Raw genomic sequence first — 23,780 nt, forward strand, 5'->3', positions numbered from 1 at the left:
CCCTGGGCACCGAACTCACCCTCGGGTCCATCGCGGCCCTGGTCATCGGCGGCACCCGGCTGCGCGGTGGCTCCGGCGGCGTGGGCGCGCCCTCGGGGCGCAGGTCCTCGGGGACGCCTACGCCCTGCTCCTCGTAGAAGCGCAGGGCGCCGGGGTGGACCGGGACGGGGCTGTTCTCGATGGTCTCCGGCACGAGGTACTGCTCGCCCGGGGCGTAGACGCCGACGACCTGGTCGATGTTCTCGAACATGGCCTTGGTGATCTCGTAGGCCTGGTCGTCGTTGAAGGAGCCCGGCACGACCAGGGCGTTCCAGACGGCGATGGTCTGCACGTCCTCGTCGATGCCCGGGTACGTGCCGCCCTCGATGACGTGTTCGGTGTAGCCGCCGTAGCCGCTGACGATGGCGTCGCGCTCGTCGTCGCAGATCTCGATGAGCGCGATGTCCTCGGTGGTGCCGAGCTCGGTGATGCCCGAGTGGCCCTCGCCGACGACCCAGGAACCGGCGTCGAGCTGGTTGTTGGTCAGGGCGTTGGCGGTCTCCGCGTAGCCGAGCTGCTGGAGTTCGACCTGGCTGGGGCCGATCTCCAGGGAGCTGAAGACCTGGGTGGTGGTGGCCTCGTTGCCGCTGCCGATGTCACCCACCGAGTAGCGGGTGCCGATGACGTCGCGGAAGCAGTTGAAATCCTCGCGCTCGGCGATGCTCTGGAGCGTCACCGCGTGGAAGACGTTGGGGTACAGGACCGCGAGCGAGTAGGTCTCGACGGCGCCGCCCTCGAAGTCGCCGGTGCCGGTGAAGGCCTGGTCGGCGGCGTCGCCCTGGACGATGGCCAGGTGGCTCTCGCCCGAGCCGAGCAGGCGGATGTTCTCCACCGAGGCGCCGGTGGCCTCGACGGACGCCGACTGGCCCTCCAGGTTGTCGCCGATGATGCCGCTCAGCGCGCCGCCGATCGGGTAGTACACACCGGTCGTGCCGCCCGTGACGATGCTGAGGTTGCTCTGGACGTCGGCACCGCCGACCTCGACGTCCTCCGCGGCCTGCTCGGCGGGCTGGGAGCAGGCGGCCAGCATGAGCACGCTGGCGGGGATGGCGGCCAGGGAGAGCTTGGAGCGTCGCATGGTGGTGGGGTCCTCTCGGGGGAACGTCGTGCTGGGGTTGGCGGGGGCGTCGGGGTGCCCTCCCTCCGGTCCCGGATCGTGCGATCGATCCAGGTGCCGGGGCCTGTGGACGCCGTCGCGACACCCGTCCGGCCACCGCGAGCAACGTAACCGTCATCTCGCCGAAACCCGCAGGTCCGGGAGGGGGATTTGAGGCTCTTCTGAGCTTTCGCTCTCGTTGGTATCGTTCGGCCATGGCGTCCTCCCTCCCCCATCGCCTCTGGAGCCTCACCAGGCCGCTCGCCGTGTGCGTCCTGGCGGTCGTGGTGCTCACGTGGGGGTCTCCCCCGTACACGGCTCCGCTTCGGCTGTCCGTCGGCACCGGCGGGACGGGCGGCGTCTACCACGTGTACGGGAGCGGCCTCGCCCAGGTCACCGAGGCCCGCCAGGACACCTGGATCACGGCGCTGACCACCGCCGCGAGCGTGGAGAACAACCTGCTGGTCGCGGACGGGACCCTGGACGCGGCCTTCACCCTCGCCGACGTGGCGGCCCTGGCCGTGAGCGGCGGCGCGCCCTTCGAGGGCCCCCTCCCGATCTCCGCGGTCGCCCGCCTGTACGACAACCACACGCACGTGGTGGTGCGGGCGGACTCTCCCGTGCAGGAGGTGGCCGACCTGGCCGGGGGCACGGTCTCGGTGGGGTCGGCCGGGTCGGGCACCGAGATGATGGCCGAACGGCTCCTGGCGCTCTCCGGCCTGGCTGTGGCCCCCGACGGGAGGGGGCCCGCCCCCGGCGAGGGGGTGGTGCGGCTCCAGCTGTCCATCGGCGAGTCGGTGCGGGCCCTGGAGGAGGGGCGCGTGGACGCGTTCTTCTGGTCCGGGGGGCTGCCGACCCAGGCGGTGGGCGACCTCGCCGAGCGGACGCCGATCCGTCTGCTGGACCTGTCGAGCCACGTCCCGGCCCTGACCGAGCAGTATGGGGAGTACTTCACGGAGCTGCCGGTACCCGCCGGAACCTACGCGAACGTTCCGGCGGTGCGCACGATCGGGGTGCCGAGCCTGCTCGTGGTGAACTCCGCCATGCCCGACGCGCAGGCCGAGGAGTTCACCCGCCTGCTCTTCGAGTTCCAGGCCGACCTGGTGGAGATCCACCCGGTGGCCCTGCACCTGCACCCGAGGTCGGCGATCTCGACGCTTCCGGTGCCGCTGCATCCGGGCGCGGTCAGCTACTACCAGTCGGTGAAGTACGCCAATGACCGCCCCTCGCCCGCTTCCGGGACCCCGACCTCCGTCTGACGGGGCGCGCCGGACGGACGGAACCGCCCGTGCGCTCCTTCCGTTCTCACACGGGCCCGTTCGGGCGCAACCGCAGGCGCGCGTCGATACCGCTCGGCTCACGCGGGGTGAGGGACAGGCTCGCCCCCTGGAGTTCCAGCAGGGTCACCACGATGGACAGCCCGAGGCCCGAGCCTCCCCCGCCGCCGTCCCGCCAGAACGGCCGGGTGGCCTGGGCCAGCTGGTCGTCGGGCAGGCCCGGACCGTCGTCGAGCACGTGCACGTCCAGGCGGGCGTCGTCCCCCACCCCCTCGGGTTCGCCCACCCGCACGGTGATGCGCACCCCCGGACCGCCGAACTTCAGCGCGTTGTCGATGAGCGCGTCCAGGGCCTGGTCCAGGGTTCCCTCCACGCACCGCACCACGGCGGTCTCCGCGCCCGCGCACTCCAGGACGGCGCCCGCGCGTTCGGCGATGGGCCCCCACGCGCCCACCCGCTGTTCCGCGACGTCGCGGGCGTCCTCCCACACCGTGGAGTGTTCGGCGTCCTCGGCCTGCGCCAGGGTGAGCAGGCTGTCGCAGATACGGGTGAGCCGGTCGACCTCGTCCAGTGCCAGCCCGTGCTCGCGCAGGCCCTCGTCGCCCAGGTGCCGGGCCAGCCCGCCGACCCGCAGCCGCAGCGCCGCCAGGGGGTTGCGCACCTGGTGTCCGGCGTAGGCGACGAAGGTGCGCTGGCTCTCCAGCATGGACGTGATGGTGTCGGCCATCTGGTTGAAGGACTCCCCCAACCTGCGCAGTTCCTCGGGGCCCGCGGCCGTGCGGACCCGGGTGTCCAGGCTGCCGCCGCTCACCGCCCGGGTGGCCTGGTCCAGGTCGGCGATGGGGCGGAGAATCCACCGGGTGAGCGGACCTGCGACGGCGATGCCCGCCACCATCAGGGCGGTCACCACCATCCAGGCCAGGAACCACTGGCCGAGGGTCGCGCGGCGCAGCGCCCCGGTGGGCGACGCGGTGACGGCGGCGCCGACCACCTCGCCCGAGGTGCCGATGGGTTCGGCGACGACGAGGGGGCCGCTCTGCCACGGCCACACCACCCCGTCCACACCCGTGCGGTTGCCCGCCAGCGCGCTGCGCACGGGGCCGGGCAGCGGTTCGTCGCTGTCGGGCCACCCCTGGGGGTCGAGGTCGGCGAGGGTGAGTCCGGGCCGTGAGGCGGCCACGACCGTCCCGTCGCGGTCCACCACCACGGCGGAGATCCCGTACACCTGCTCGTAGACGGACAACTCGCTGACCAGGCCGGACAGCGCCCCCTCCGCACCGGACAGCACACCCGGCTCGGCGAGGCCCGCGAACCGGGCGGTGTCGTTGATCCGGTCCAGGGCCATGTCGGAGGTGCCCCGGGCGGCGATGCTCCCGCAGAGGGGGAAGGCCAGCGCCAGACAGGCGGCGACGAGCAGGGACACGTACACGATGACCACGCGCCGATGCATCAGCGCCCCTCTTCCGCGCGCGGGACCTCCGTACCGGACGGGTCCGTCCCGCGCCAGGCCGCGGCCCTCACCGGGTGGCCGGGGCCGCGGTGGCCCCGGCCGCCGTGGTGTCGGCGGTGCCCAGTCGGTACCCGACCCCGCGCACGGTGCGGATGAGTCCCGGTGACCCCAGTTTCGAGCGCAGGGTCCCGATGTGGACCTCCAGGGTGCGCAGGGTGCCCGGCCAGGCGGTCTGCCAGACCCGGAGCAGGAGGTGTTCGCGGGAGACCACCCCGCCCGCCTCCCTGAGCAGGACCACGAGCAGGTCGAACTCCTTGCGGGTGAGCTCCACGGGGCGGCCCGAGCACACGACGGAGCGCGTGGACAGGTCGACCCGCAGCGGCCCGGACTCCAGGACGGTGCCCACCCGGCCGCCGGTGCGGCGCAGGACCGCCTCCATGCGGGCGCACAGCTCCTCGATGGCCAGGGGCTTGACCACGTAGTCGTCGGCCCCCGAGCGCAGCCCCAGGATGCGTTCGCGCTGCTGGCGCCGGGCGGTGACCATGATGATCGCGGTGTCGGCGGAGTCGGGCCGCTCGCGTATGCGCTGGCACAGCTCCACGCCGTCCATGTCGGGCAGGCCGAGGTCCAGCAGGACGATGTCGGCGGGGGGCGCGGCCAGCGCGCCCCCCGCGGTCCTCGCCTGGTCGACCTCGTAGCCGTACGCCTCCAGCGCCCCGGCGAGGGCGTCGGCGAGACGGACGTCGTCCTCTACGAGCAGCACCTTGATCATGGGCGGCGGTCCTTCGGGGGGCGGGAGCGGTGGGTGTGACTCCACGCACCCTAACCCCACGGTGTGCCACAAGCCACAACGGCCGGATCAGTGATCAGCAACAATACGCACCGGCCGACGTGTACCCAGCCCCGGGCGCGCCCCCGGGACGCCCGTCAGGAGCGCCTCTTCTGCTTCCCCACGCGGACGTCGGGGACGATCTCCGGGGCGCCGTGCTGGACGGCGTCGGCCTCCTGGTCGGTGTCCTGTTCCTGGGCGGCGCGTTCGGCCTCGATGCCCTTGCGGTAGTACTCGACCTCGCGCTCGACCTGCTCCTTGGTCCACCCGAGCGGTTCGGCCATGAGCTCGGCGGCGGCTTCGGCGGCGGCGATGCCCCGGTCCCAGGTCTCGAAGGAGATGCGGGTCCGGCGGGACAGGACGTCCTCCAGGTGGCGGGCGCCCTCGGCCTCCACCGCGTAGACGACCTCGGCCCGCAGGTAGTCCTCACCGCCCTTGAGCGGTTCGCGCAGGTCGGGCCGCTCGCGGATGAGGTCGAGGACGTCGTGCACGCCGGAGCCGTACCGGCGCAGCAGGTGCGAGACCCGGGAGACGTGCAGCCCGGAGTCACGGGCCAGCCGGTGCCGCTGGTTGTACAGGGCCGCGTAGCCGTCCGCGCCGACCAGCGGGAGCTTGTCCGTGACCGACTCCGGAACCGCGCCGCCCAGACCGTGGGCGACCGCGTCCACCGCGTCCTTGGCCATCACCCGGTAGGTGGTGTACTTGCCGCCCGCGATGAGGACGAGCCCGGGCACCGGGTGCGCCACGGTGTGCTCGCGGGAGAGTTTGGAGGTCTCCTCCGACTCGCCCGAGAGCAGCGGGCGCAGACCGGCGTAGACGCCCTCCACGTCGTCGCGGCCCAGCGGAGTGCGCAGCACCTGGTTCACGTGGTCCAGGACGTAGTCGATGTCGGCGCGCGACGCCGCCGGGTTCTCCTTGTCCAGGTCCCAGGGGGTGTCGGTGGTGCCGATGATCCAGTGGCGGCCCCACGGGATCACGAAGAGCACGCTCTTCTCCGTCTGGAGGATCATCCCCGAGGAGGCCTGGATGCGGTCCCGGGGCACGACCAGGTGGACGCCCTTGGAGGCACTCACGTGGATCTGCCCGCGGCCGCCGACCATCTCCTGGATGTCGTCGGTCCACACTCCGGCGGCGTTGACCACCTGACGGGCGCGGATCTGCTTCTTCTCGCCGGTCTCCAGGTCGGCGGCGGTCGCGCCGACGACGTGTTCGCCCTCGCGCAGGAACTCGACCGCCTGGACCCGGGAGGCGATGCTGGCTCCGAGCCCGGCGGCGGTGCGCAGGACGGTGGTGACGAAGCGCGCGTCGTCGACCTGGCAGTCCCAGTACTGGACCGCCCCGGCCAGGGCGCCGCGTTTGAGGGCCGGGAAGACCCGGAGCGCGCCGGACCTGGTGAGGTGCCGGTGGGAGGGGAGCCCCCGGTTGTTGCGCGAGGTGAGGGCGAGGGTGTCGTAGAGGGTGACGCCCGCGCCGATGTAGAAGCGTTCCCAGTGGTGTTGGAACGGGAAGAGGAACGGCACCGGGCGCACCAGGTGCGGTGCGATGGTGGTGAGCAGGAGACCGCGCTCGTGCAGGGCCTCGCGGACCAGTTCGAAGTCGAGCTGTTCGAGGTAGCGAAGGCCGCCGTGGATGAGCTTGCTGGATCTGCTGGAGGTCCCGGAGGCGAAGTCCCGCGCCTCGATCAGGCCGGTGGAGAGCCCGCGCGAGACCGCGTCCAGCGCGATGCCCGCGCCGACGATCCCGCCGCCCACGACGAGGACGTCCAGCTCCTCGTCGGTCATCGACGCGAGCGCCTCGGCGCGCCCCTTCGGCCCCAACCAGGTGGTCGCCATGGATGGTCCTCCCTTTCGATCGGTGTCCCACCAAGGCGCATACCCGGAGTGGTGGGGCCTCAGGCTAACCGGAGGGCACCGGGGCTGTGCGTTGCCACACCCCGTACCGGCGCTTTACCCGGGCGGGCCCGCACGCCCCGGGCCCCGCGACGCCCCGGGCCCGGCGACGGGTCGGGCGGGGCGGACGCGCCGGTCGGCTCAGGCGGCGGCGTCGGCGTAGGCGTGCGCGTACGCCAGGACGTCGCTCACGTAGGCGGAGGAGCGGTTGTACTCCAGGATCGCCGACTCCCAGTCGTGCGCGGAGGTGAGGTCGCGGCCCCCGGCGCACAGGTAGCGGCCCGCGCTCAGGGCGGCGTCGTCGATGTTGTGCGGGTCGGGGGTGCCGCCCTCCAGCGACTCGCCCCACCGCTCCCAGGTGCTGGGGATGAACTGCATGGGGCCGATCGCCCGGTCCCACTCGGTGTCGCCGTCCAGCACACCGCCGTCGGTGTCCGGGATGGCCTGCGTGTTGTTGGTCCCGTCGAGCGGGATGCCGATCACGTCCACGGTGGTGTTGCCGTCGGGCCCGAGCTCGCCGCCCGCGTAGGTGCCGTGGCGCGACTCCACGTAGCCGATGCCCGCCAGGGTGGGCCAGGACAGCTGGCACGACGCCTGGTCGGCCTCGATCACGAGCTGTGCGCTCGCGTACCCCTCCAGGGCACGGCGCGGCACCCCGGTGCTGGCCGAGACCTCGTCGAGCCAGGCCTCACTCGGGCGGGGCGGACCGGCGGGCCCGGACCGCTCGTCCGCTCCCGCGACCGCCTCCCCGGTGGTCCCCTCGTCCTCGCGGGCGGTGACCCCGCTCTGGGAGGGGGGTCCGGTGAGCTGGTCGTGCGGAGGGGTCTCGATGGTGCCGACCTCGGGGGTGGCGTCGGCGGCAGGGGCCTCCCAGTCGTTCAGGGCGCTGGTGACCCTGCCGACCAGCACCACGACGCCCGCCGTGACCAGTAGACACACCACCAGGGTCAGGCTGACCGCGATGGCCGGCCCGCGTCGGCGGCCGCGCTCCTTGCGGGCCCGGCGGTCGCCGCGTCGGCCACGGCGGTGTCCGGCTGCGCGGGGCTCCTCAGGAGCGAGCGACCCCTCGGAGGAACCGGTGGCCTCGGGGGCACCGGACTCACTGTCGGTCATGCGGTCCTCCAAGAGAAAGTCACCATCGGATCACGAGAGTCAAAAACACGCCCCATAGTGGCACACCGGCGCCCCCGCGTCGCACCCCCCTGGGACGACGCGTGGGGCGCCCCGGTCTCCCGGGACGCCCCACCGTGTTCTCGCGTCGTTTCCGACCTGCGGGGTCTCCCCCTCGAAGGCCCCTACCGGTGCGGGTTCACCACGACCTCGACCCGCTGGAACTCCTTGAGGTCGGTGTAACCCGAGGTGGCCATGGTCCGGCGCAGCGCGCCCATGAGGTTCATGGAGCCGTCGCTGGTGGAGGCCGGGCCGTGCAGGATCGACTCGAGGTCGCCGATGGTGCCCACCTCGACCCGCTCGCCGCGCGGCAGCTCGTTGTGGTGCGCCTCGCTGCCCCAGTGGTAGCCGCCGCCGGGCGCCTCGGTGGCGCGGGCCAGCGGCGAGCCGACCATGACGGCGTCGGCTCCGCAGGCCAGGGCCTTGGCGATGTCGCCACTGCCGGTCATGCCGCCGTCGGCGATGACGTGCACGTAGCGGCCGCCGGACTCGTCGAGGTAGTCGCGGCGGGCCGCGGCGACGTCGCCGATCGCGCTGGCCATGGGGACCGCCACGCCCAGCACGGAGCGGGTGGTGTGGCCGGAGCCGCCGCCGAAGCCCACGAGCACGCCGGCGGCGCCGGTGCGCATCAGGTGCAGGGCGGCGGTGTAGGTGGCGCAGCCGCCGACCACGACGGGAACGTCGAGTTCGTAGATGAACTGCTTGAGGTTGAGCGGTTCGGCGCGACCCGAGACGTGCTCCGCCGAGACGGTGGTGCCGCGGATCACGAAGATGTCGACCCCGGCGTCCACGACGGCCTTGTGGTACTGGGCGGTGCGCTGCGGCGAGAGCCGGGCGGCGGTGACCAGGCCCGCGTCGCGGATCTCCTCGATGCGGCGGCCGATCAGCTCCTCCTGGATCGGGGCCGCGTAGATCTCCTGGAGGCGCTTGGTCGCGGCGACGTCGTCGAGCTCGCGGATCTCCTGGAGCAGGGGCTCCGGGTCGTCGTAGCGGGTCCAGAGGCCTTCGAGGTCCAGGACGCCGAGGCCGCCCTGTTCACCGACGGCGACGACCGTCTTGGGCGAGGCGACGCTGTCCATGGGGCTGACGACCAGGGGCGTCTCGAACCGGTAGGCGTCGATCTGCCAGGCGATCGACACCTCCTCCGGGTCGCGGGTCCGGCGCGCGGGGACGATCCCGATCTCGTCGAGCTCGTAGGCGCGACGCCCGTTCTTGCCCAGCCCGATCTCCACCTGAGCCAACTGTTCGATTCCCCTCTGACGTGCGGCGCCGGTCGGTCGACCGTCGCGTGACCGCGGACGCGAGTCTATCCGGCCGCGGTCGGGGCCTCGGCGGCCCCGTCCCCGCGTCGGCTAGCGCGCGTTGTAGTTCGGCGCTTCCACGGTCATCTTGATGTCGTGCGGGTGGCTCTCGCGCAGCCCGGCGCTGGTGATGCGCATGAGCTGGCCGCGCTCGCGCAGCTCGGGCACGGTACGGGTGCCCGCGTACCACATGGACTGGTGGAGGCCGCCGACGAGTTGGTGGGCGACGGCGGCGAGGGGGCCGCGGAACGGCACCTGGCCCTCGATGCCCTCGGGGACGAGCTTGTCCTCGGAGGCGACGTCGGCCTGGGCGTAGCGGTCCTTGGAGAAGGAGCGGCCGCGCATGGCGCCCAGGGAGCCCATGCCCCGGTAGGCCTTGAACTGCTTGCCGTTGATGAAGATGAGTTCGCCGGGGCTCTCCTCGACGCCCGCGAGGAGGCTGCCGAGCATGACGGTGCTGGCTCCGGCGACGATGGCCTTGGCGATCTCGCCGGAGTACTGGAGGCCGCCGTCGGCGATGAGCGGGACGTTGGCGGGGCCGCAGGCCAGGCCCGCCTCCAGGACGGCGGTGAGCTGCGGGGCGCCGACACCGGCGACGACGCGGGTCGTGCAGATGGAGCCGGGGCCCACGCCCACCTTGACGGCGTCGGCTCCGGCGTCGATGAGCAGCTGGGCTCCGGCGCGGGTGGCGACGTTGCCCGCCACGACGTCGGCGCGGGAGTTGGCCTTGAGCTTGGAGACCATGTCGGCGAGCCCGGCGGAGTGGCCGTGCGCGGTGTCGACGACGACGAAGTCGACCCCGGCGTCGATGAGCAGCTTGGCGCGCTCCTCGGCCTCGGCGCCCACGCCCACCGCGCCGCCGACCACGAGGCGGCCGTCGGAGTCCTTGGTGGCGTTGGGGAACTGCTCGCTCTTGATGAAGTCCTTGACGGTGATGAGGCCGCGCAGGCGGTTCTGGGCGTCGACCAGGGGGAGCTTCTCGACCTTGTGCTTGCGGAGGAGCTCGAAGGCCTGTTCGCGGCTGACGCCGACGGGGGCGGTGACCAGGTTCTCGGTGGTCATGACGTCGCGGACGAGCCGGGAACGGTCGTCCTCGAAGCGCATGTCGCGATTGGTGACGATGCCGACCAGGGAGCCCTGCGCGTCGGTGACCGGGACGCCGGAGATGCGGTAGTGGGCGCACAGGCGCTCGACCTCGGCGAGGTCGTCCTCCGGGTGACAGGTGACGGGGTCGGTGACCATGCCCGCTTCGGAGCGCTTCACCAGGTCGACCTGGGCGGCCTGGTCCTCGGCGGAGAGGTTGCGGTGCAGGACGCCCGCGCCGCCCTGGCGGGCCATCGCGACGGCCATGCGGGCCTCGGTGACGGTGTCCATGGCGGCGGACAGCAGCGGAATGCTGAGGGTGATGTTGCGGGAGAGCTTCGTGGCGGTGTCGACCTCGCCGGGCTGGAGGTCCGAGTAGGCCGGTACCAGCAGGACGTCGTCGTAGGTCAGCCCCGGCGGGAGGAGCTTGTTCCCGTAGTCGCTGTGATCCTGGCTCATGACACAACCTCCGCTGTTCCCGGCACCTGCGCGGATCGCCCCCGCGTGTCGTCTCATCCTAGGTTGTCGTCGGGTGCCGCCCCGGTGGAATGGGATGTTCGCCCGGTCACCTCGGTCACGAATCGGCCACCGCCACGGGCCGGGTTTGCTGGTCGGACCGGAGGGCACGGGGGCGGTGACGGAGTCACTGGGGCACGAGGGTGCTGGCCAGCACCACGTGGACGGCCGTGCCGCCCAGAATGCTCAGCAGGGCGTCGCGGCGCCACAGGTGCAGGCCGACCGTGACGGCCAGGGCGGCCAGCGGCACCAGGGACTGCGGTTGCGGCAGGGGCAGGTCGCTCAGGCAGTACACGACCAGGATCACCATGACCCCGGCGGGCATGCGGGCGCTGAGGTGGCCCATGGTCTCACTGGCGCGCAGCGGTGCCAGGGCGGCGAAGGGCGCCGCCCGCAGAGTCCAGGTGATGACCGCCGTGACCAGGACGGCGGCCACGGCGTAGTGGGTGTCAGACATGAGCGGGCTTCCTTCGGCGTACGAGCCGGTGAGCGAGCAGACCGGCCGTGAACAGGGAGAAGGCGACGAGGAGCATCTGGTCGGGGAAGAGGACCCGCGCGACCAGGGCACTCGCCAACGCGAGCACCGGGGTGGACACCTCGCCCCTGAGGTCGCGCAGCGCGTCCAGGGCCAGCACGGTGAACAGGGCGGTGAGGGCGAAGTCCAACCCGTGGACGCCCTCGGGAATGAGGCCGCCGAGCAGGGCTCCGACGGTCGCGCTCCCGGCCCAGTACAGGTGCATGAACAGCTGTGAGTAGAGGACGCGCCGACCGGACCAGGCGCGGGAGCGCTCAGAAGCGGTCAGGGCGTAGGCCTCGTCGGTGAGCGCGAAGGTGGCGTAGGCCCTGCCCGCGCGCCCCCTGATCCGGTCCAGGGGGAACGACAGGGCGTAGAAGACGTGGCGGAAGTTGACCATGAACGCGGCCGCGGCGATCGCGGTCAGCGGGGCGGCGGCGGTGACCATGCCGATCAGCAGGAACTCGAACGATCCCGCGTAGACGAGCGCGGCCGACAGCCCGGCCCACCACCAGTCCAGGCCCGCTTGGACCACGAGCACTCCGAACGCCAGACCGAGCGGGACGAGCCCCAGGCCCACCGGCGCGGAGTCGACGAAGGCCGACCGCAGGTCGGATTTCCCAGGCATGAGGACATTCTAGGAAAGTTCGCGCCTTATATGGTTTCGTACTTGAGCCCTATAATGGCTGAATGAGCAACGAACATACACTCGATGAGGTCGATCGTGAAATCCTGTTCCAACTGCGCCAGGACGGCCGGTTGTCCAACGTCGAGTTGGCGCGTCGGGTGGGGCTGACCCCGCCTCCCTGCCTGCGCCGGGTCAAGCGGCTTGAGGAGTCGGGGGTCATCACGGGGTACCGGGCCGTGGTGGACTCCGAGCAGCTGGGCCGGGGGCTGGAGGTGCTCCTCGACGTGGAGATCTACGCCCAGGACAGTGCGACCGTCCAGGAGTTCGAGGAGACCGTCGCGGCCTACGAGGAGATCGTGGAGTTCCGCCGGATGTACGGCCGCCCCGACTACTTCCTCCGGGTGAGGGTCGCCGACCACGTCGCCTACGAGGCCTTCCTCACCAGCAGGCTGATGGGGCATCCAGCCGTACTGAGAGTGGAGTCCCACCTGACCATGAAGACCCTCAAGAGCGACGGCTAACCGCTGCGAGGGCCGTTCCGCACGGTGTCGGGAACGACCCCGGCGCCCTCAACGGGGGTAGAGGCAGTACCCGCGCGGCCTGGGCCGTTCCGGGCAGCGGCGCCGACCGGGGCGGGCGGCACGGCGGTGTTCAGGGGAGGACGCGGTTCGCCAGGGCCATCTTCCGAAGCCGAGCAATAGCTCGGTGCTGGGCAACCCGTACCGCACCTGCCGACATGCCAAGGAGATGTCCCGTCTCGTCTGCTGTAAGTCCTGTGATCACCCGCATCACCAGCAGCGTGCGCTGGTGTTCGGGCAGTTCGTCGAGGAGCGCCCGCGCCCGCTGGGCCTCCGAGACGCGCACCGCCGACTCCTCCGGCCCGGGGCCGTCGTCGGGCTGTTCGGGGACGGCGTCGGTCGGCACCGTCTCCACCCGCCCGGCCACCCGCAGCGTGTCGGCGACCTTGTGCGCGGCGATGCCGAACACGAAGGAGGCGAAGGGCCGCCCCCGGTCCTGGTAGCGGGGGATGGCCGTGAGCAGGGCGATGCACACTTCCTGGGCCACGTCGTCCGAGTAGTGCGCGAGCCCCGAGACCCGGGCCAACCGGGTACGGCAGTACCGCACCACCATGGGTCTGACCTCGCGCAACAAGGAGTCCAGGGCTCGGTCGTCGCCCTGGACGGCGAGTGATCCCAGACGGTTCAACCCCGCGTCACGTGGAGCGGGGTCCGCCTCCTCGCGCCCTCCGGGCGTACCTGGCCGCTGCGCGGTAACGCCCAACCGGGCGCCTGCATCCGTCACGTTAGGAATGATGCCCGCAGTTGGGGACTCAACCACTCCAATCAGCAACTACAGAATGGTCACATTCTGGGAAAATAGCCCGAAAACGGTACGAAGTTACGGGTGTGAATCGGCTCTCCCGTGGTAAAGGGCGGGGGTGGAGCGACGGATCGCCCCACCCCCGAACCGGGTCCTACCGGACACCGGCCACCGTCCTAGTGGGCGTGGCCGTGACCGTCGTCCTCGTCCTCCTCGGGCTTGTCCGCAACCAGCACCTCGGTGGTCAGCAGCATGCCCGCGATGGAGGCGGCGTTCTGGACGGCCGAGCGGGAGACCTTGACCGGGTCGAGGATGCCCTCGGCGGTCAGGTCGCCGTAGGTGCCGGTCGCGGCGTTGTAGCCGTGGCCGACCTCCATCTCGGAGACGCGGTGGGTGACCACGTAGCCCTCGGCGCCCGCGTTCTCCGCGATCCACCGGGCGGGCTCGACCAGCGCGCGGCGCACGATCGCCGCACCCGTGGCCTCGTCACCGGTCAGGCCGAGGTCGTCCAGGGCGGTGGAGGCGTGCACCAGGGAGGCGCCGCCACCGGCGACGATGCCCTCCTCGATGGCCGCGCGGGTCGCCGAGATGGCGTCCTCGAGGCGGTGCTTCTTCTCCTTGAGCTCCACCTCGGTGGCCGCGCCGACGCTCAGCACCGACACGCCGCCCGCGAGCTTGGCCAGGCGCTCCTGGAGCTTCTCGCGGTCCCAGTCGGAGTCGCTCGCCTCGATCTCCTTGCGGATCTGGCGAACGCGGTCCTCCACCTCGGACTGCTGGCCGCCACCGTCGACGACGGTGGTGGTGTCCTTGGTGATGGTGATGCGGCGGGCCGAACCCAGCACGGACAGGTCCGCGTTCTCCAGGGTCAGGCCGACCTCCTCGGAGATGACCTGGCCGCCGGTGAGGACGGCGATGTCCTGGAGCATGGCCTTGCGGCGCTCGCCGAAGCCGGGCGCCTTGACCGCGGCGACGTTGAGGGTGCCGCGCATACGGTTGAGCACCAGGGCGCCCAGGGCGTCGCCCTCGACGTCCTCGGCGATGATCAGCAGCGGCTTCTTGCTCTGCACGACCTGCTCGAGGAGCGGCAGCAGCTCGTTGAGGTTGCCGATCTTGCCCTGGCTGATCAGGATCTGCGCGTCCTCCAGGACGGCCTCCTGACGGTCGCCGTCGGTGACGAAGTAGGGCGAGATGTAACCCTTGTCGAACTGGAGGCCCTCGGTGAAGTCGAGCTCCAGACCGAAGGTCGGGGACTCCTCCACCGTGATGACGCCGTCCTTACCGACCTTGTCGAAGGCCTCGGCGATGAGGTCGCCGATCTGGGCGTCCTGCGCCGAGTTGGTCGCCACGTAGGCGATGTCGGCGCGCTCCTTGATCGGCACGGCGCGGTCGAGCAGGATCTCGGAGACCCGGGCGGCCGCGGCGTCGATGCCCTTCTTGAGGGACATCGGGGAGGCGCCGGCGGCGACGCTGCGCAGGCCCTCGCGGACCAGCGCCTGCGCCAGCACGGTGGCGGTGGTGGTGCCGTCACCCGCGGCGTCGTTGGTCTTGGTGGCGACCTCCTTGACCAGCTGCGCGCCCAGGTTCTCGTAGGGCTCGTCCAGCTCGATCTCACGGGCGACGGTCACGCCGTCGTTCGTGATGGTGGGGGCGCCGAACTTCTTGTCGATGACGACGTTGCGGCCGCGCGGGCCGAGCGTCACCTTGACGGCGTTGGCGAGGCGGTCAACGCCCCGTTCGAGGGCGCGGCGGGCGTCGTCCTCGAACTCCAGGATCTTCGGCATGTGTCAGTACTTCCTCTAGCGGTTCGGGTCGAAAGAGAACATCCCGCACCGCCCGGCCGCGAGGCCGACCGGTGCGGGATGTCGAAGGCTCTGAGCCGAGAGCTACTTCTCGACGACCGCGAGGAGGTCGCGGGCGGAGAGAACCAGGTACTCCTGGCCGTCGTACTTGACCTCGGTGCCGCCGTACTTGCTGTAGAGGACGACGTCGCCGACGTTCACGTCGAGGGCGACGCGCTTGCCGTTGTCGTCGAGGCGACCGGGACCCACGGCCAGGATCTCGCCCTCCTGGGGCTTCTCCTTGGCGGTGTCCGGGATGACCAGGCCAGACGCGGTGGTCTGCTCGGCCTCCAGGGTCTTGACCACGACGCGGTCCTCAAGCGGCTTCAGCACGGTCTTGGTGGCGGTCGACACGGTGTGACCTCCCCCTTCAAAGTCTCGGTGTCACTGATGTCGGCCCGCGCGTGGGCACGGACCAACCACGTAAAAGGGGCGACCGCGGCGGCCTGTCGTCGCGGGTGCCAGACCGGCCTCGTCGCGTTTAGCACTCTACCCCCGAGAGTGCCAGAATGGAAATGTGGTGGGACACCGGACCGAGGGGCCGACCCACCCCACCGTCGTGCCCACAGCAGGAGGTTCCATGCGCGTTCCGGCGTTCTCGGCGCTGCTCACCCACGAGGGCCGGGAGATCCTGCGCGAGGCGGACCCCGAGACCGTGGCCCGCGACCCCCTGGCGGCCGCCTCCCGGCTGCGAGCCGACCCCAGGGTCGCCGCACTGGCCCCCGACATCCCGGTGTCCGAGCTGGTCAACGCGGTGATGACCCAGGTGAGCCTGCGCGGTCGCGGCCGGGCCAAGTTCGGGGAGAACGCCGCACGCATGTTCTTCACCCCGAACGGGCTGGAGCAGTCCACCCGGCGGACGGTGGCCGCGTACCGCGCGGAGCGCACCGCCCGCCACCTGCCCGACGCGGTGGCCCGGGGCGCGTTCGCGGGCGACCTGTGCTGCGGGATCGGCGCGGACCTGCTCGCCCTGGCCGCGCGCGGTGTGCCGGTCGAGGGCGTGGACGCCGACCCCCTGACGGTGGCGGTGGCCCGCGCCAACATCGAGGCGCTGGGGCTCGCGGAGTACGCGCGGGTCCGCGAGGGCGACGTGAACGCGGTGGCCCCCGGCGACCACCCCCTGCTGTTCTGCGACCCCGCCCGGCGCGGCGGGCGCGGCCGGGTGTTCGACCCGTCCGCCTACTCGCCGCCGTGGGACGTGGCCACCCGGCTGGCCGAGGGCGCGGAGGCCGCCTGTCTCAAGGCCGCGCCGGGCATCCCGCACGAGGTCCTCTCCCCCGCCGCCTCGGCCGAGTGGATCTCGGTCGACGGCGAACTGAAGGAGACCGCGCTGTGGTTCGGTGGCCTGGGCTTCGACCAGGCCCCGGGACCGGGAGCGGGCAAGGGCTCCGGCGGCGGCCCCGGCCCGAGCGCGGGCCACGGCGCCCCCCGGCGGCGCGCGACCGTCCTGCACGAGCGGGAGGGCCTGCTGGCCAGCGAGGGCGCGTCGGCGCACCTGGACGAGGTGCCCGGCCTGGGCCCGGCGCCGGTCGCCCCGGCCCGGCGCTACCTGTACGACCCCGACCCGGCGGTGGTCCGCTCGCACCTGGTGGCGGAGGCGGCGGCTCGGGTGGACGGCGCCCTGCTGGACGAGCGGATCGCCTACTTCACCTCGGACCGTGCCGAGCGCTCACCTCTGTGGCGGGTCCTGGAGGTACTGGAGTTCGCGCCGTTCTCCTTGAAACGGCTGCGTTCCTCGGTCCGTGCGCACAAGGCCGGAACGGTAACGATCAAGAAACGCGGTTCGGCGGTGGACACCGAGAAACTCCGGCGCGACCTGCGTGCCTCCGGGCCGGAATCCGTGACGGTGGCGCTCACCCGAATCGGAGAGAAACCGTTCTACCTGCTGTGCCGCGAAACCGAGGCGGCGTAGGGGCTCCGGAAGGCCTCCGACTCCACCCCGAGCCCGATGCGGGCCGGATCACATCGGCACGGGGCGCACGGACCATATCGTTATCTTCCACACCCATATCTTTCGCCGACCCCTGGGGTCGAGCGGGGCGATGTCGTTAAACTGGCGCCGCAGATTCCTTTCCCTTCTCATGGGTTCACCCGGAAGGCCGTGTCCGTTCGATCCGCCCAGCGGTTCGGTCGGCGCTCGAACCGCGCCCTCCACACGCACGCACAGTCACGTTTCCGTCACATTGGGACGCACATCGTGCGGGGCCACGCCCACCCGGGGACCATCGGGAACCCGTCCGCGCGACCACCGTGCGGCGACAGCGGGCGGGAGCGCCAGAACCATAAGGAGCACCTCGGTGGAACAGACCAATCACAACTTCCTCAACGGAGGAGGTCAGGCCGGAGTCTCCGACCGGATGCGTGACCTGCTCTCCCAGGCCGCCCAGGAGCACGTCTCCGAGCAGAAGTCGCAGGGTGCGGTCAGCGAGGAGATGCGCCAGCGCCTCGAGGGCATGGAGTGGCTGCTCCGCGAGCTGCGCGAACGCGAACTCACCGCGCTCGCCGAGGCGATCACCGCCGTCGACGGTCGGATCGACGACTTCCTGGCCCGCCCGCCGGAGTGGGCCGAGGCGCTCGCCGAGCACATAGAGGTGGTCGGCAGGCAGGTCAAGCCGCTGTCGGAGATGTCGACCCTGCGGGCCGACACCCAGCGCGTGGCCGGTCACCTCGACACCGCCCTCACCCGGCTCCAGCGCATGGGCGAGACCGGCAACCGGACCGCCGAGCAGGTCACCGAGGTCGGCGAGCGCGTCACCGAGCTGGGCGAGACCATGAGCACCCGCCTGGACTCCCTCGACAAGGCCCTGACCGAACTGGGCACCCGGACCGAGGCCATCGAGGCCGCCCTGACCGCCCTGGACACCACCCTGGGCGAACGCCACGAGGAACTGTCCGCCACCGTCCGCACCACCCTGGCCGAGAGCCGCGAGGAGCTGTCCGAGGCCGTCTCCCAGAGCCGCACAGCCGTCGAGACCGCCGTGCGCGAGAGCCGCGAGGCTCTGGAGAGCGCGGGCCGGGAGAACCGCGAGGCACTGGAGACCACCGGCCGGGAACAGCACGAGGCCCTGGCCACCGCCGTGCGCGAGCACCGCGAGGCCCAGGAGACCGCCACCGCCGCCCTCGGCGAGCGGGTCACCACCGAGCTCGACGAGCGCGTCACCGCCACCCTCACCTCCGCCCTGGAGGAGCGCACCGCCGAACTGCGCGGCTTCGTCGAGGAGCGCACCGCCGAACAGCACGCGACCCTGCTCTCCCGCCTCCAGGAGAACACCGGTGAGCTCGGCGAGCGCACCACCGCCCTGGCCGAGGAGCTGGGCGCCCTGGCCACCGCCTCCGGCGAACGCCACGACGCCCTCACCCAGGAGCTCAAGGACCACGCCGCCGCCTCCCTGCGGCGCCACGAGGAGCTCACCAGCAAGGTCACCGAGAGCGCCGGGCACCTCAACACCCAGGCCGAGGAGAACCACGCCGAGGCCGTCGCCGCCGTCGCCGACGTCACCGGTTCGCTCGCCAAGCTGCGGGAGAACCACGACAAGTCCCTGAACGAGGTGCGCACGCACCTGCGTCAGCGCCTGTCCGAGCTCGACGAGCAGATCGAGCTGGGCCGCACCGAGACCCGCGAACACGCCGAGACCACCGCCCAGGGGCTGCGCGAGTCGCTCACCCAGCGCACCGACGCCCTTTCGGCACGGATCGCCGAGGACGCCAAGAAGGTCGCGGCCGACCTCGCCGAGCTGCGCGCGTTCGTGCAGGAGGACAACGCCAGGCTCGCCATCGAGGCCGAGGAGCGGCACCAGAGCCTCACCGAGGCCCTCACCGACCAGGCCGACTCCCACCGGACGGCGCTCGATGACCGCCTGGAGCGCCACCGCGAGGGGCTCACCGGCAAGGTCGACAACCACCTGTCGCAGATCACCGGCAAGGTCGACCACGAGCTGGGCCGCCTCACCGACCGGTTCGACACCTTCGAGGGCCACTTCGAGGGGAGCTTCGAGGGCGTCGAAGGCAAGATCGACCGCGTCGACGGGCGCATCGACGGCCTCAACGGCCGCCTCGACGGGATCGACGGCCGCGTCAACGGCGTCGAGGGCCAGTTCGAGGGCGTCAGCGGACACTTCGAGGGTGTCGACGGCCGTATGGAGGCCATCGACGACCGGCTGGAGGCGCTCAACCAGCGCCTCAACCAGCTGCCGCAGACCCTGGAGGTCAGCGAGCTGCACCGCCGCCTCACCGAGCTGGTCGACCGCCCGCTGCTGGACCACACCGGCAAGCTCGACGAGATCGACTCCCACGTCACCTCGGCCGTCGACCCGGTCATCCGCGAACTCAAGCAGCGGCCCGACCGCCACGAGCTGGAGGAGACCGTCACCGAGGCGGTCGAGAACTCGCACGACGACATCACCAAGCGGTTCTCCTCGCTGGAGGAGACCGTGCTCGCCCTGGCCGAGGCGCTGCTGCGCCCGGGCCGCGACGGCAAGAAGAAGCGCCGCCGCGACGAGGACGACGACGAGTAACCGCGCGCCAGCGTGAACGAGGGGCCCGGGACGGTGGACGTCCCGGGCCCCTCGTCTCGTCAGGAGGCCGAGCGGCTCAGTCCTCCCACTCGTCGGCCAACTTCTGCTCGTACCGCTCCTGGAAGCTCGTGATGTAACTGGTGGCGAGCCGCGCGACCTCGGGATCGGTCTCCAGAACGATCTCCTCCATCGCCGACGTGTAGCCCGTGACACCGGTCTTCCACTCCGCCACGGCCGTGGGCAGCCGCCTGCCCCCGTCACCGTCGTCGACCAGCAACCCCTTGTCCTCCAGGGTCTCCATGTCGACCATGCCCCGTTCCACCATGCCTTCGAGGATCTGGAGGTTGGCGTGATTGCGGATGTTCGCCGGAGTGTCCAGCAGATGGTCGTTCATGTCCTCGATGTACGTGAAGTCGATGTCCTCCTCGTTCCGCTTGCTGAAGTAGTCCTTGGTCGGCTGCTCCATGACGCGGAGGAAGGTCTCCAGAGCCATTCCCGCGGGGGTGGACTTGGCGCCCGTCGCCTGGACGGTGTTCGCGATGAGGATGTTGTAGCCGGTCTGCACCATCTGGTCCGCCCGTTCCCGGGCTTCCTCGACGTCGTCGTGCCGGGACATGTACTCCGCGATGAGCGCGTTGGACATGGCGGACCTCAGGTCGGCGGTGGCCGACCCCGCAACCTGGTGTCCGACCTGGGCGTGATCGAGGTTGGCACCGAGGATGCGGCGCTCCTGGTGTTCGACCAGGCTGACGATCGGTGCGGAGTACTCCTCGTTGGAGAGCAGGAGCTGGAGGAACTTCTGGTGGTCTCCCTGGGGCAGGTGCAACGCCATGTCACCGTTCTCATGGAAAAGGTGCAGGTCGTCTCGTGCCCCGTCCAACCTCCGGTATCCCCGCTCGGTCGTGTCGATGGAGATGTCGTCCAGATAGGCGCCGTACACCGACGCCAGGCTCTTGAGCACCTCGGGGTTGATCTCGGCCACCGAGGGCTGGTAGTCCTTGCCGCCCACCGCCGTGTCCAGGAACGGGTTGTCGCCGTCCTCGTTCTCCGTGGTGGTCAGGATCTCGATCAGCGCGCTCGCCGACCTACCGGCGCGGTCGCGGTCCTCCTGGGAGTCGGAGTCCGCGTCCGCGGAGATCCAGTCGGTGAGCCCGCGGACCGCCTCGCCCTCGTCGGGCCAGGGAATGGTGTAGAGGTTCTCCACCATCCGGGCCGGGGTGAGGTGCTCGTGGTTCTCGTGCACCGGATACTTCTTGCCGTCCGACCCCTCACCGGTGAGGATGACGTGGTTGGCCTCCTTGTTGCGGGTGGCCACCTCGATCACGTCCTGGAAGGTCTCCACCGGCGGAACCCCGTCGAGGGTGCTGCGCAGGAGCATGTCAGAGCCGGTGCGCAACAGGCTCGTCGAGAACTCCGTGCCCCCCTGGAGTTCGGGGTCGGAGTGCGTCAGGAACTCGCTCAGGTCCTGCCAGTCGTTCGACCACCCGGAGTAGCTCGACAGGTCGATACCGGGGTCGTCCCCCTCCCGGGAGGGTTCGATCCGGTCCGGTCCCACGGCGGCCCGGCGCACGTCCTCGGGGAGACGCGACATGCCGCCGCCGACCTCCTCGTCGGAGAGCACGAGCATGCCGTCCGCCAGCCGTCGCTGGATGGTCGCGCGCAGCTCGTCGTCGATGTGGTCGCTGTCGGCCACCTCCCCCATGAACCACAGGAACCCCGGCTCGTGCCCCCTGCCGTCGCGGCCGAGGACGTCATAGACGCTCTGCAGATAGGCGAGTTCCCCAGCGCTCAGTTCGGTGCCGGACTCCCGGGCCTGCTCCGCCCGGAGGATCATGTTCTCCAGGAGCGCGAGAGTCATCGGGTCCGTCTTCAGCATGTCGATGCTGCCGTCGCGGCCGTGGAAGACCGCGTCGAACAGGTGGACCGTGAGCACGGCGGTGTTGAAGTCCTCGTCGACGACGTAGTAGTTGATGTCGCCCGTGGTCTGGTAGCCGATCTGCTGGTTGTCGCCGAAGTGGCCGCCCTCGGAGAGCTGACGGATGCGCTGCGGCGTCGGCCCGTCCTTCAGCGTGTCCTCGGTCTCCTGGCACCGTTCCTCGAACTTCGTCCAGAGGGTGCGCGCCTCGGCGTCGAAGGTCCTCCTGACGGACTCGACCCGCGTGTAGCTGTCCTGTTCCACTGAGGGAATGGCGTTCACGGCCGAGGAGAGCCGGTACTTGACGTCGGCGATCTGCTCCTCGTACCAGTCGGTGTCCTCGATCGCCTTGTCGAGCACACCGTAAGCGTGCAGGCAGGCCAGGAGCGCGCTGCTCCACGCCTGCTGGTTCCGCGTCGCGAGCCCCTTCAGTTGGGTGTCGACGAGGTCGCTGAACTCCGACCCGACCGGCGAGGTGATCGACTCGTACCCCTCGGACCTGCCCGCGATCTTGGCGTGCAGCGCCTGGAACCCGTCCCGGGCCGTGGTGAGCTTCGCGGTGTCGAACTCGCACTCGGTGTAATTCAGTAAGGACACGTCCGTGACTCCCGAATCTTCCTAGACCGGTCCGACGTGGTGCCGGTTCACCCGAATGTTGGGGTTGAGGTGCCGCGACGCGTCCATCGGGGCCGACGCCTGGCTCCCCGTGAAGCCGTCCTCAGAGGACTGGTCGGTGGCACTGATCCGACCCGCCCCGCTGCGGACGTTGGAGGCCAGGGTCGCGGCGTGCCGCTGGACCTCGTTCATGTGGCTCTCGTGGTCCTCCGCGAACCCGCCCCAGCCCCCGATGGTGGGGTCGTGTGTGAGCAGACCCTTGGCCTCGTTCACGGCCTCCTGGAAGTCCTGCGGTAGTTCCCGCAGGTAGGAGGCGGCGATCTCCGCGCTCTCGCCCCCGCTGTCGGCGTCCTGCGTGTTGGCCGCCACTTCACCCGACATGTTCACGCCCCTTCGGCACGCTCCGGGACATCCTCCCGGCTGCCCGTGTCGCTCCCCGGACAGTCAGTAGACGCACGGGAGGCCCCTTTGGTTCGGGCGGGTTCCGGCCCCGATCCGGCTAGGGCGTGTTCCGTGGATGCTTTCGGTTGGTTCGGCGCTTGCGCCGATCGACGCGAGCGGCCTACAGGCAATCTCTCGCAAGACGAGGAGCGAAGGTCAGCCCGGGTTTGGCTGTCCGAGCGAAGTCGGCGCAGCGAGAGGCAGCCTGGTGGTCGCGAGCCCGGAATGATCCGCGGAACACGCACTAGGGCACGAGGACGATCTTGCCGAACTGTTCACCGGCCTCCAGGGCCCGGAAGGCCTCCCGGGCCTCGGTCAGCGGAAGGACCCGGTCGATCACGGGGCGCAGCCCGGTACGCACGCACATCTGGGTGAGCGCCACCAGTTCGTCGCGGGTGCCCATCGTGGAGCCCAGCACCCTCAACTGGAGGAAGAACACCCGGGTGAGCTCCGCGGAGGGGGCGTCGCCGCTGGTCGCACCGCACGTGACGATCGCCCCGCCGGGCTTGAGCGAGTGGATCGAGTGCTTCCAGGTCGCCTGCCCCACGGAGTCGAAGACCACGTCCACGCGTTCCGGGAGCCGTTCGCCGGAGGGCACTGCGGCGTGCGCGCCCAGTTCGAGGGCGCGGGCCCGCTTCCGCGCACTCCGGCTGGTGACGTAGACACGGTGCCCGACCTGCGCCGCCATGGCGATCAGGGCCGCCGAGACCCCTCCCCCGGCGCCCTGGACGAGGACCGTGGAACCGGGGAGCGGGTCCGCCTTGCCGAACAGCATGCTGTACGCGGTGAGCCAGGCGGTGGGCAGGCAGGCCGCCTCCTCGAAGGAGAGTTCCGGGGGCTTGGGCACCAGGTTCTCGCGGGGGACGAGCACGCGTTCGGCGAGGGTGCCGTCATGGATCTCCGAGAGCAGGGAGAAGCGCGGCGAGCGCCCGGGTCGGGGAGGTTCGGTGACCACCCCGTGCACGATCACCTCGTTGCCGTCCTCGTCCACCCCGGAGGCGTCTCCGCCCAGGACCATCGGGAGGCGGTCCTCCCGCAGCGCCACACCGCGCAGGCTCCAGAGGTCGTGGTGGTTGAGCGCCGCCGCCCGGACCCGGACGGTGGTCCACCCCTCGCGGGGCTCGGGGTCGGGCCGCTCGCCCGCCTCCAGTCCGGACAGGGGGTCGTCGAACGAGATGCGTGCTGCCGTGATCGCGAACATGACCGCACCCAACCACAGGGGCCCGGAGGTGTCTCCGACCGGGTGGGTGCGTGGGCGCGGGGACGGGGCGCGGGAACGGGGAGCGCGGGGACAGGACCACGGGACCGGGACGGGGGCGGACCCGGCCCGGGCACACGCGGGCCC

The 23,780-nt window shown here is 71.2% G+C and carries 19 protein-coding genes; 4 read left to right on the forward strand and 15 right to left on the reverse strand.

Translation table 11 applies throughout. The features are described from left to right. On the reverse strand, positions 1-1,117 hold a 1,117-nt coding region (locus ABZ635_RS19055), incomplete at its 3' end, for a TAXI family TRAP transporter solute-binding subunit (RefSeq protein ID WP_357766714.1). A gap of 233 nt (positions 1,118-1,350) precedes the next feature. Here ABZ635_RS19055 and ABZ635_RS19060 point away from each other — a divergent pair. After that, complete coding sequence (locus ABZ635_RS19060) at positions 1,351-2,394, forward strand: TAXI family TRAP transporter solute-binding subunit (protein ID WP_357766717.1); 1,044 nt, start codon at positions 1,351-1,353, stop codon at positions 2,392-2,394. A 46-nt stretch (positions 2,395-2,440) separates the two neighbouring features. On the opposite strand, the gene ABZ635_RS19065 is transcribed toward ABZ635_RS19060, so the two are convergent. From ABZ635_RS19065 to ABZ635_RS19100, 8 genes are all read right to left on the reverse strand, one after another. Further along, positions 2,441-3,862 (reverse strand): HAMP domain-containing sensor histidine kinase, encoded by a 1,422-nt coding sequence (locus ABZ635_RS19065; RefSeq protein WP_357766720.1) that lies wholly within the window; start codon positions 3,860-3,862, stop codon positions 2,441-2,443. A gap of 67 nt (positions 3,863-3,929) precedes the next feature. Further along, positions 3,930-4,634 carry a response regulator transcription factor gene (locus ABZ635_RS19070; RefSeq protein WP_357766723.1) on the reverse strand — a complete coding sequence of 235 codons (705 nt, stop codon included), beginning with the start codon at positions 4,632-4,634 and terminating at the stop codon, positions 3,930-3,932. Positions 4,635-4,789: 155 nt separating this feature from the next. Then, positions 4,790-6,523 (reverse strand): glycerol-3-phosphate dehydrogenase/oxidase, encoded by a 1,734-nt coding sequence (locus tag ABZ635_RS19075; protein WP_357766725.1) that lies wholly within the window; start codon positions 6,521-6,523, stop codon positions 4,790-4,792. Positions 6,524-6,721: 198 nt separating this feature from the next. Further along, positions 6,722-7,693: a lytic transglycosylase domain-containing protein gene (locus ABZ635_RS19080; protein WP_357766728.1), complete on the reverse strand. Its 972-nt coding sequence runs from the start codon at positions 7,691-7,693 to the stop codon at positions 6,722-6,724. Positions 7,694-7,875: 182 nt separating this feature from the next. Beyond that, complete coding sequence (locus ABZ635_RS19085) at positions 7,876-8,982, reverse strand: GuaB3 family IMP dehydrogenase-related protein (protein ID WP_357766846.1); 1,107 nt, start codon at positions 8,980-8,982, stop codon at positions 7,876-7,878. A 120-nt stretch (positions 8,983-9,102) separates the two neighbouring features. Further along, a complete protein-coding gene (gene guaB / locus ABZ635_RS19090) occupies positions 9,103-10,593 on the reverse strand; it encodes an IMP dehydrogenase (RefSeq protein ID WP_357766731.1) in 1,491 nt (496 codons plus the stop codon). 184 nt (positions 10,594-10,777) lie between these two features. After that, positions 10,778-11,107, reverse strand: a complete 330-nt coding sequence (locus ABZ635_RS19095) for an AzlD domain-containing protein (RefSeq protein ID WP_357766734.1) — start codon at positions 11,105-11,107, stop codon at positions 10,778-10,780. Further along, positions 11,100-11,792: an AzlC family ABC transporter permease gene (locus ABZ635_RS19100; RefSeq protein WP_357766737.1), complete on the reverse strand. Its 693-nt coding sequence runs from the start codon at positions 11,790-11,792 to the stop codon at positions 11,100-11,102. Before ABZ635_RS19100 ends, ABZ635_RS19095 begins: the two co-directional genes overlap by 8 nt. A gap of 62 nt (positions 11,793-11,854) precedes the next feature. Between ABZ635_RS19100 and ABZ635_RS19105 the strand changes: the two genes are divergently transcribed. Next, positions 11,855-12,313 (forward strand): Lrp/AsnC family transcriptional regulator, encoded by a 459-nt coding sequence (locus tag ABZ635_RS19105; protein WP_357766739.1) that lies wholly within the window; start codon positions 11,855-11,857, stop codon positions 12,311-12,313. Positions 12,314-12,443: 130 nt separating this feature from the next. On the opposite strand, the gene ABZ635_RS19110 is transcribed toward ABZ635_RS19105, so the two are convergent. From ABZ635_RS19110 to groES, 3 genes are all read right to left on the reverse strand, one after another. Further along, positions 12,444-12,998 (reverse strand): sigma-70 family RNA polymerase sigma factor, encoded by a 555-nt coding sequence (locus tag ABZ635_RS19110; protein WP_357766849.1) that lies wholly within the window; start codon positions 12,996-12,998, stop codon positions 12,444-12,446. A 290-nt stretch (positions 12,999-13,288) separates the two neighbouring features. Then, a complete protein-coding gene (gene groL, locus ABZ635_RS19115) occupies positions 13,289-14,893 on the reverse strand; it encodes a chaperonin GroEL (protein ID WP_357766741.1) in 1,605 nt (534 codons plus the stop codon). 102 nt (positions 14,894-14,995) lie between these two features. Next, positions 14,996-15,304 carry a co-chaperone GroES gene (gene groES / locus ABZ635_RS19120; RefSeq protein ID WP_017582507.1) on the reverse strand — a complete coding sequence of 103 codons (309 nt, stop codon included), beginning with the start codon at positions 15,302-15,304 and terminating at the stop codon, positions 14,996-14,998. Positions 15,305-15,530: 226 nt separating this feature from the next. On the opposite strand from groES, the gene ABZ635_RS19125 reads away from it, so the two are divergent. Both ABZ635_RS19125 and ABZ635_RS19130 read left to right on the forward strand, forming a co-directional pair. Next, positions 15,531-16,862, forward strand: a complete 1,332-nt coding sequence (locus ABZ635_RS19125; protein WP_357766745.1) for an SAM-dependent methyltransferase — start codon at positions 15,531-15,533, stop codon at positions 16,860-16,862. 385 nt (positions 16,863-17,247) lie between these two features. Next, entirely contained in the window at positions 17,248-19,464 is a 2,217-nt protein-coding gene (locus ABZ635_RS19130; protein ID WP_357766747.1) for a hypothetical protein, read from the forward strand. A 76-nt stretch (positions 19,465-19,540) separates the two neighbouring features. On the opposite strand, the gene ABZ635_RS19135 is transcribed toward ABZ635_RS19130, so the two are convergent. From ABZ635_RS19135 to ABZ635_RS19145, 3 genes are all read right to left on the reverse strand, one after another. Then, positions 19,541-21,976, reverse strand: a complete 2,436-nt coding sequence (locus ABZ635_RS19135; protein ID WP_357766750.1) for a hypothetical protein — start codon at positions 21,974-21,976, stop codon at positions 19,541-19,543. 21 nt (positions 21,977-21,997) lie between these two features. Continuing rightward, complete coding sequence (locus ABZ635_RS19140) at positions 21,998-22,375, reverse strand: hypothetical protein (RefSeq protein WP_357766752.1); 378 nt, start codon at positions 22,373-22,375, stop codon at positions 21,998-22,000. A gap of 304 nt (positions 22,376-22,679) precedes the next feature. After that, on the reverse strand, positions 22,680-23,636 hold the full coding sequence (locus tag ABZ635_RS19145) for a zinc-binding dehydrogenase (RefSeq protein ID WP_357766755.1): 957 nt from the start codon (positions 23,634-23,636) through the stop codon (positions 22,680-22,682). Positions 23,637-23,780 lie beyond the last annotated feature (144 nt).

It is taken from the genome of Nocardiopsis sp. NPDC007018, assembly GCF_040635075.1.
Taxonomy (GTDB): domain Bacteria; phylum Actinomycetota; class Actinomycetes; order Streptosporangiales; family Streptosporangiaceae; genus Nocardiopsis.

Bases quoted from the DNA above. Each gene is read 5' to 3' on its own strand.
- ABZ635_RS19075 (WP_357766725.1), bottom strand. From the start codon at position 6,523: ATGGCGACCACCTGGTTGGGGCCGAAGGGGCGCGCCGAGGCGCTCGCG.
- groL (WP_357766741.1), bottom strand. From the start codon at position 14,893: ATGCCGAAGATCCTGGAGTTCGAGGACGACGCCCGCCGCGCCCTCGAA.
- ABZ635_RS19105 (WP_357766739.1), top strand. From the start codon at position 11,855: ATGAGCAACGAACATACACTCGATGAGGTCGATCGTGAAATCCTGTTC.
- ABZ635_RS19100 (WP_357766737.1), bottom strand. From the start codon at position 11,792: ATGCCTGGGAAATCCGACCTGCGGTCGGCCTTCGTCGACTCCGCGCCG.
- guaB (WP_357766731.1), bottom strand. From the start codon at position 10,593: ATGAGCCAGGATCACAGCGACTACGGGAACAAGCTCCTCCCGCCGGGG.
- ABZ635_RS19070 (WP_357766723.1), bottom strand. From the start codon at position 4,634: ATGATCAAGGTGCTGCTCGTAGAGGACGACGTCCGTCTCGCCGACGCC.
- ABZ635_RS19060 (WP_357766717.1), top strand. From the start codon at position 1,351: ATGGCGTCCTCCCTCCCCCATCGCCTCTGGAGCCTCACCAGGCCGCTC.
- ABZ635_RS19125 (WP_357766745.1), top strand. From the start codon at position 15,531: ATGCGCGTTCCGGCGTTCTCGGCGCTGCTCACCCACGAGGGCCGGGAG.
- ABZ635_RS19145 (WP_357766755.1), bottom strand. From the start codon at position 23,636: ATGTTCGCGATCACGGCAGCACGCATCTCGTTCGACGACCCCCTGTCC.
- ABZ635_RS19065 (WP_357766720.1), bottom strand. From the start codon at position 3,862: ATGCATCGGCGCGTGGTCATCGTGTACGTGTCCCTGCTCGTCGCCGCC.
- ABZ635_RS19095 (WP_357766734.1), bottom strand. From the start codon at position 11,107: ATGTCTGACACCCACTACGCCGTGGCCGCCGTCCTGGTCACGGCGGTC.
- ABZ635_RS19080 (WP_357766728.1), bottom strand. From the start codon at position 7,693: ATGACCGACAGTGAGTCCGGTGCCCCCGAGGCCACCGGTTCCTCCGAG.
- ABZ635_RS19140 (WP_357766752.1), bottom strand. From the start codon at position 22,375: ATGTCGGGTGAAGTGGCGGCCAACACGCAGGACGCCGACAGCGGGGGC.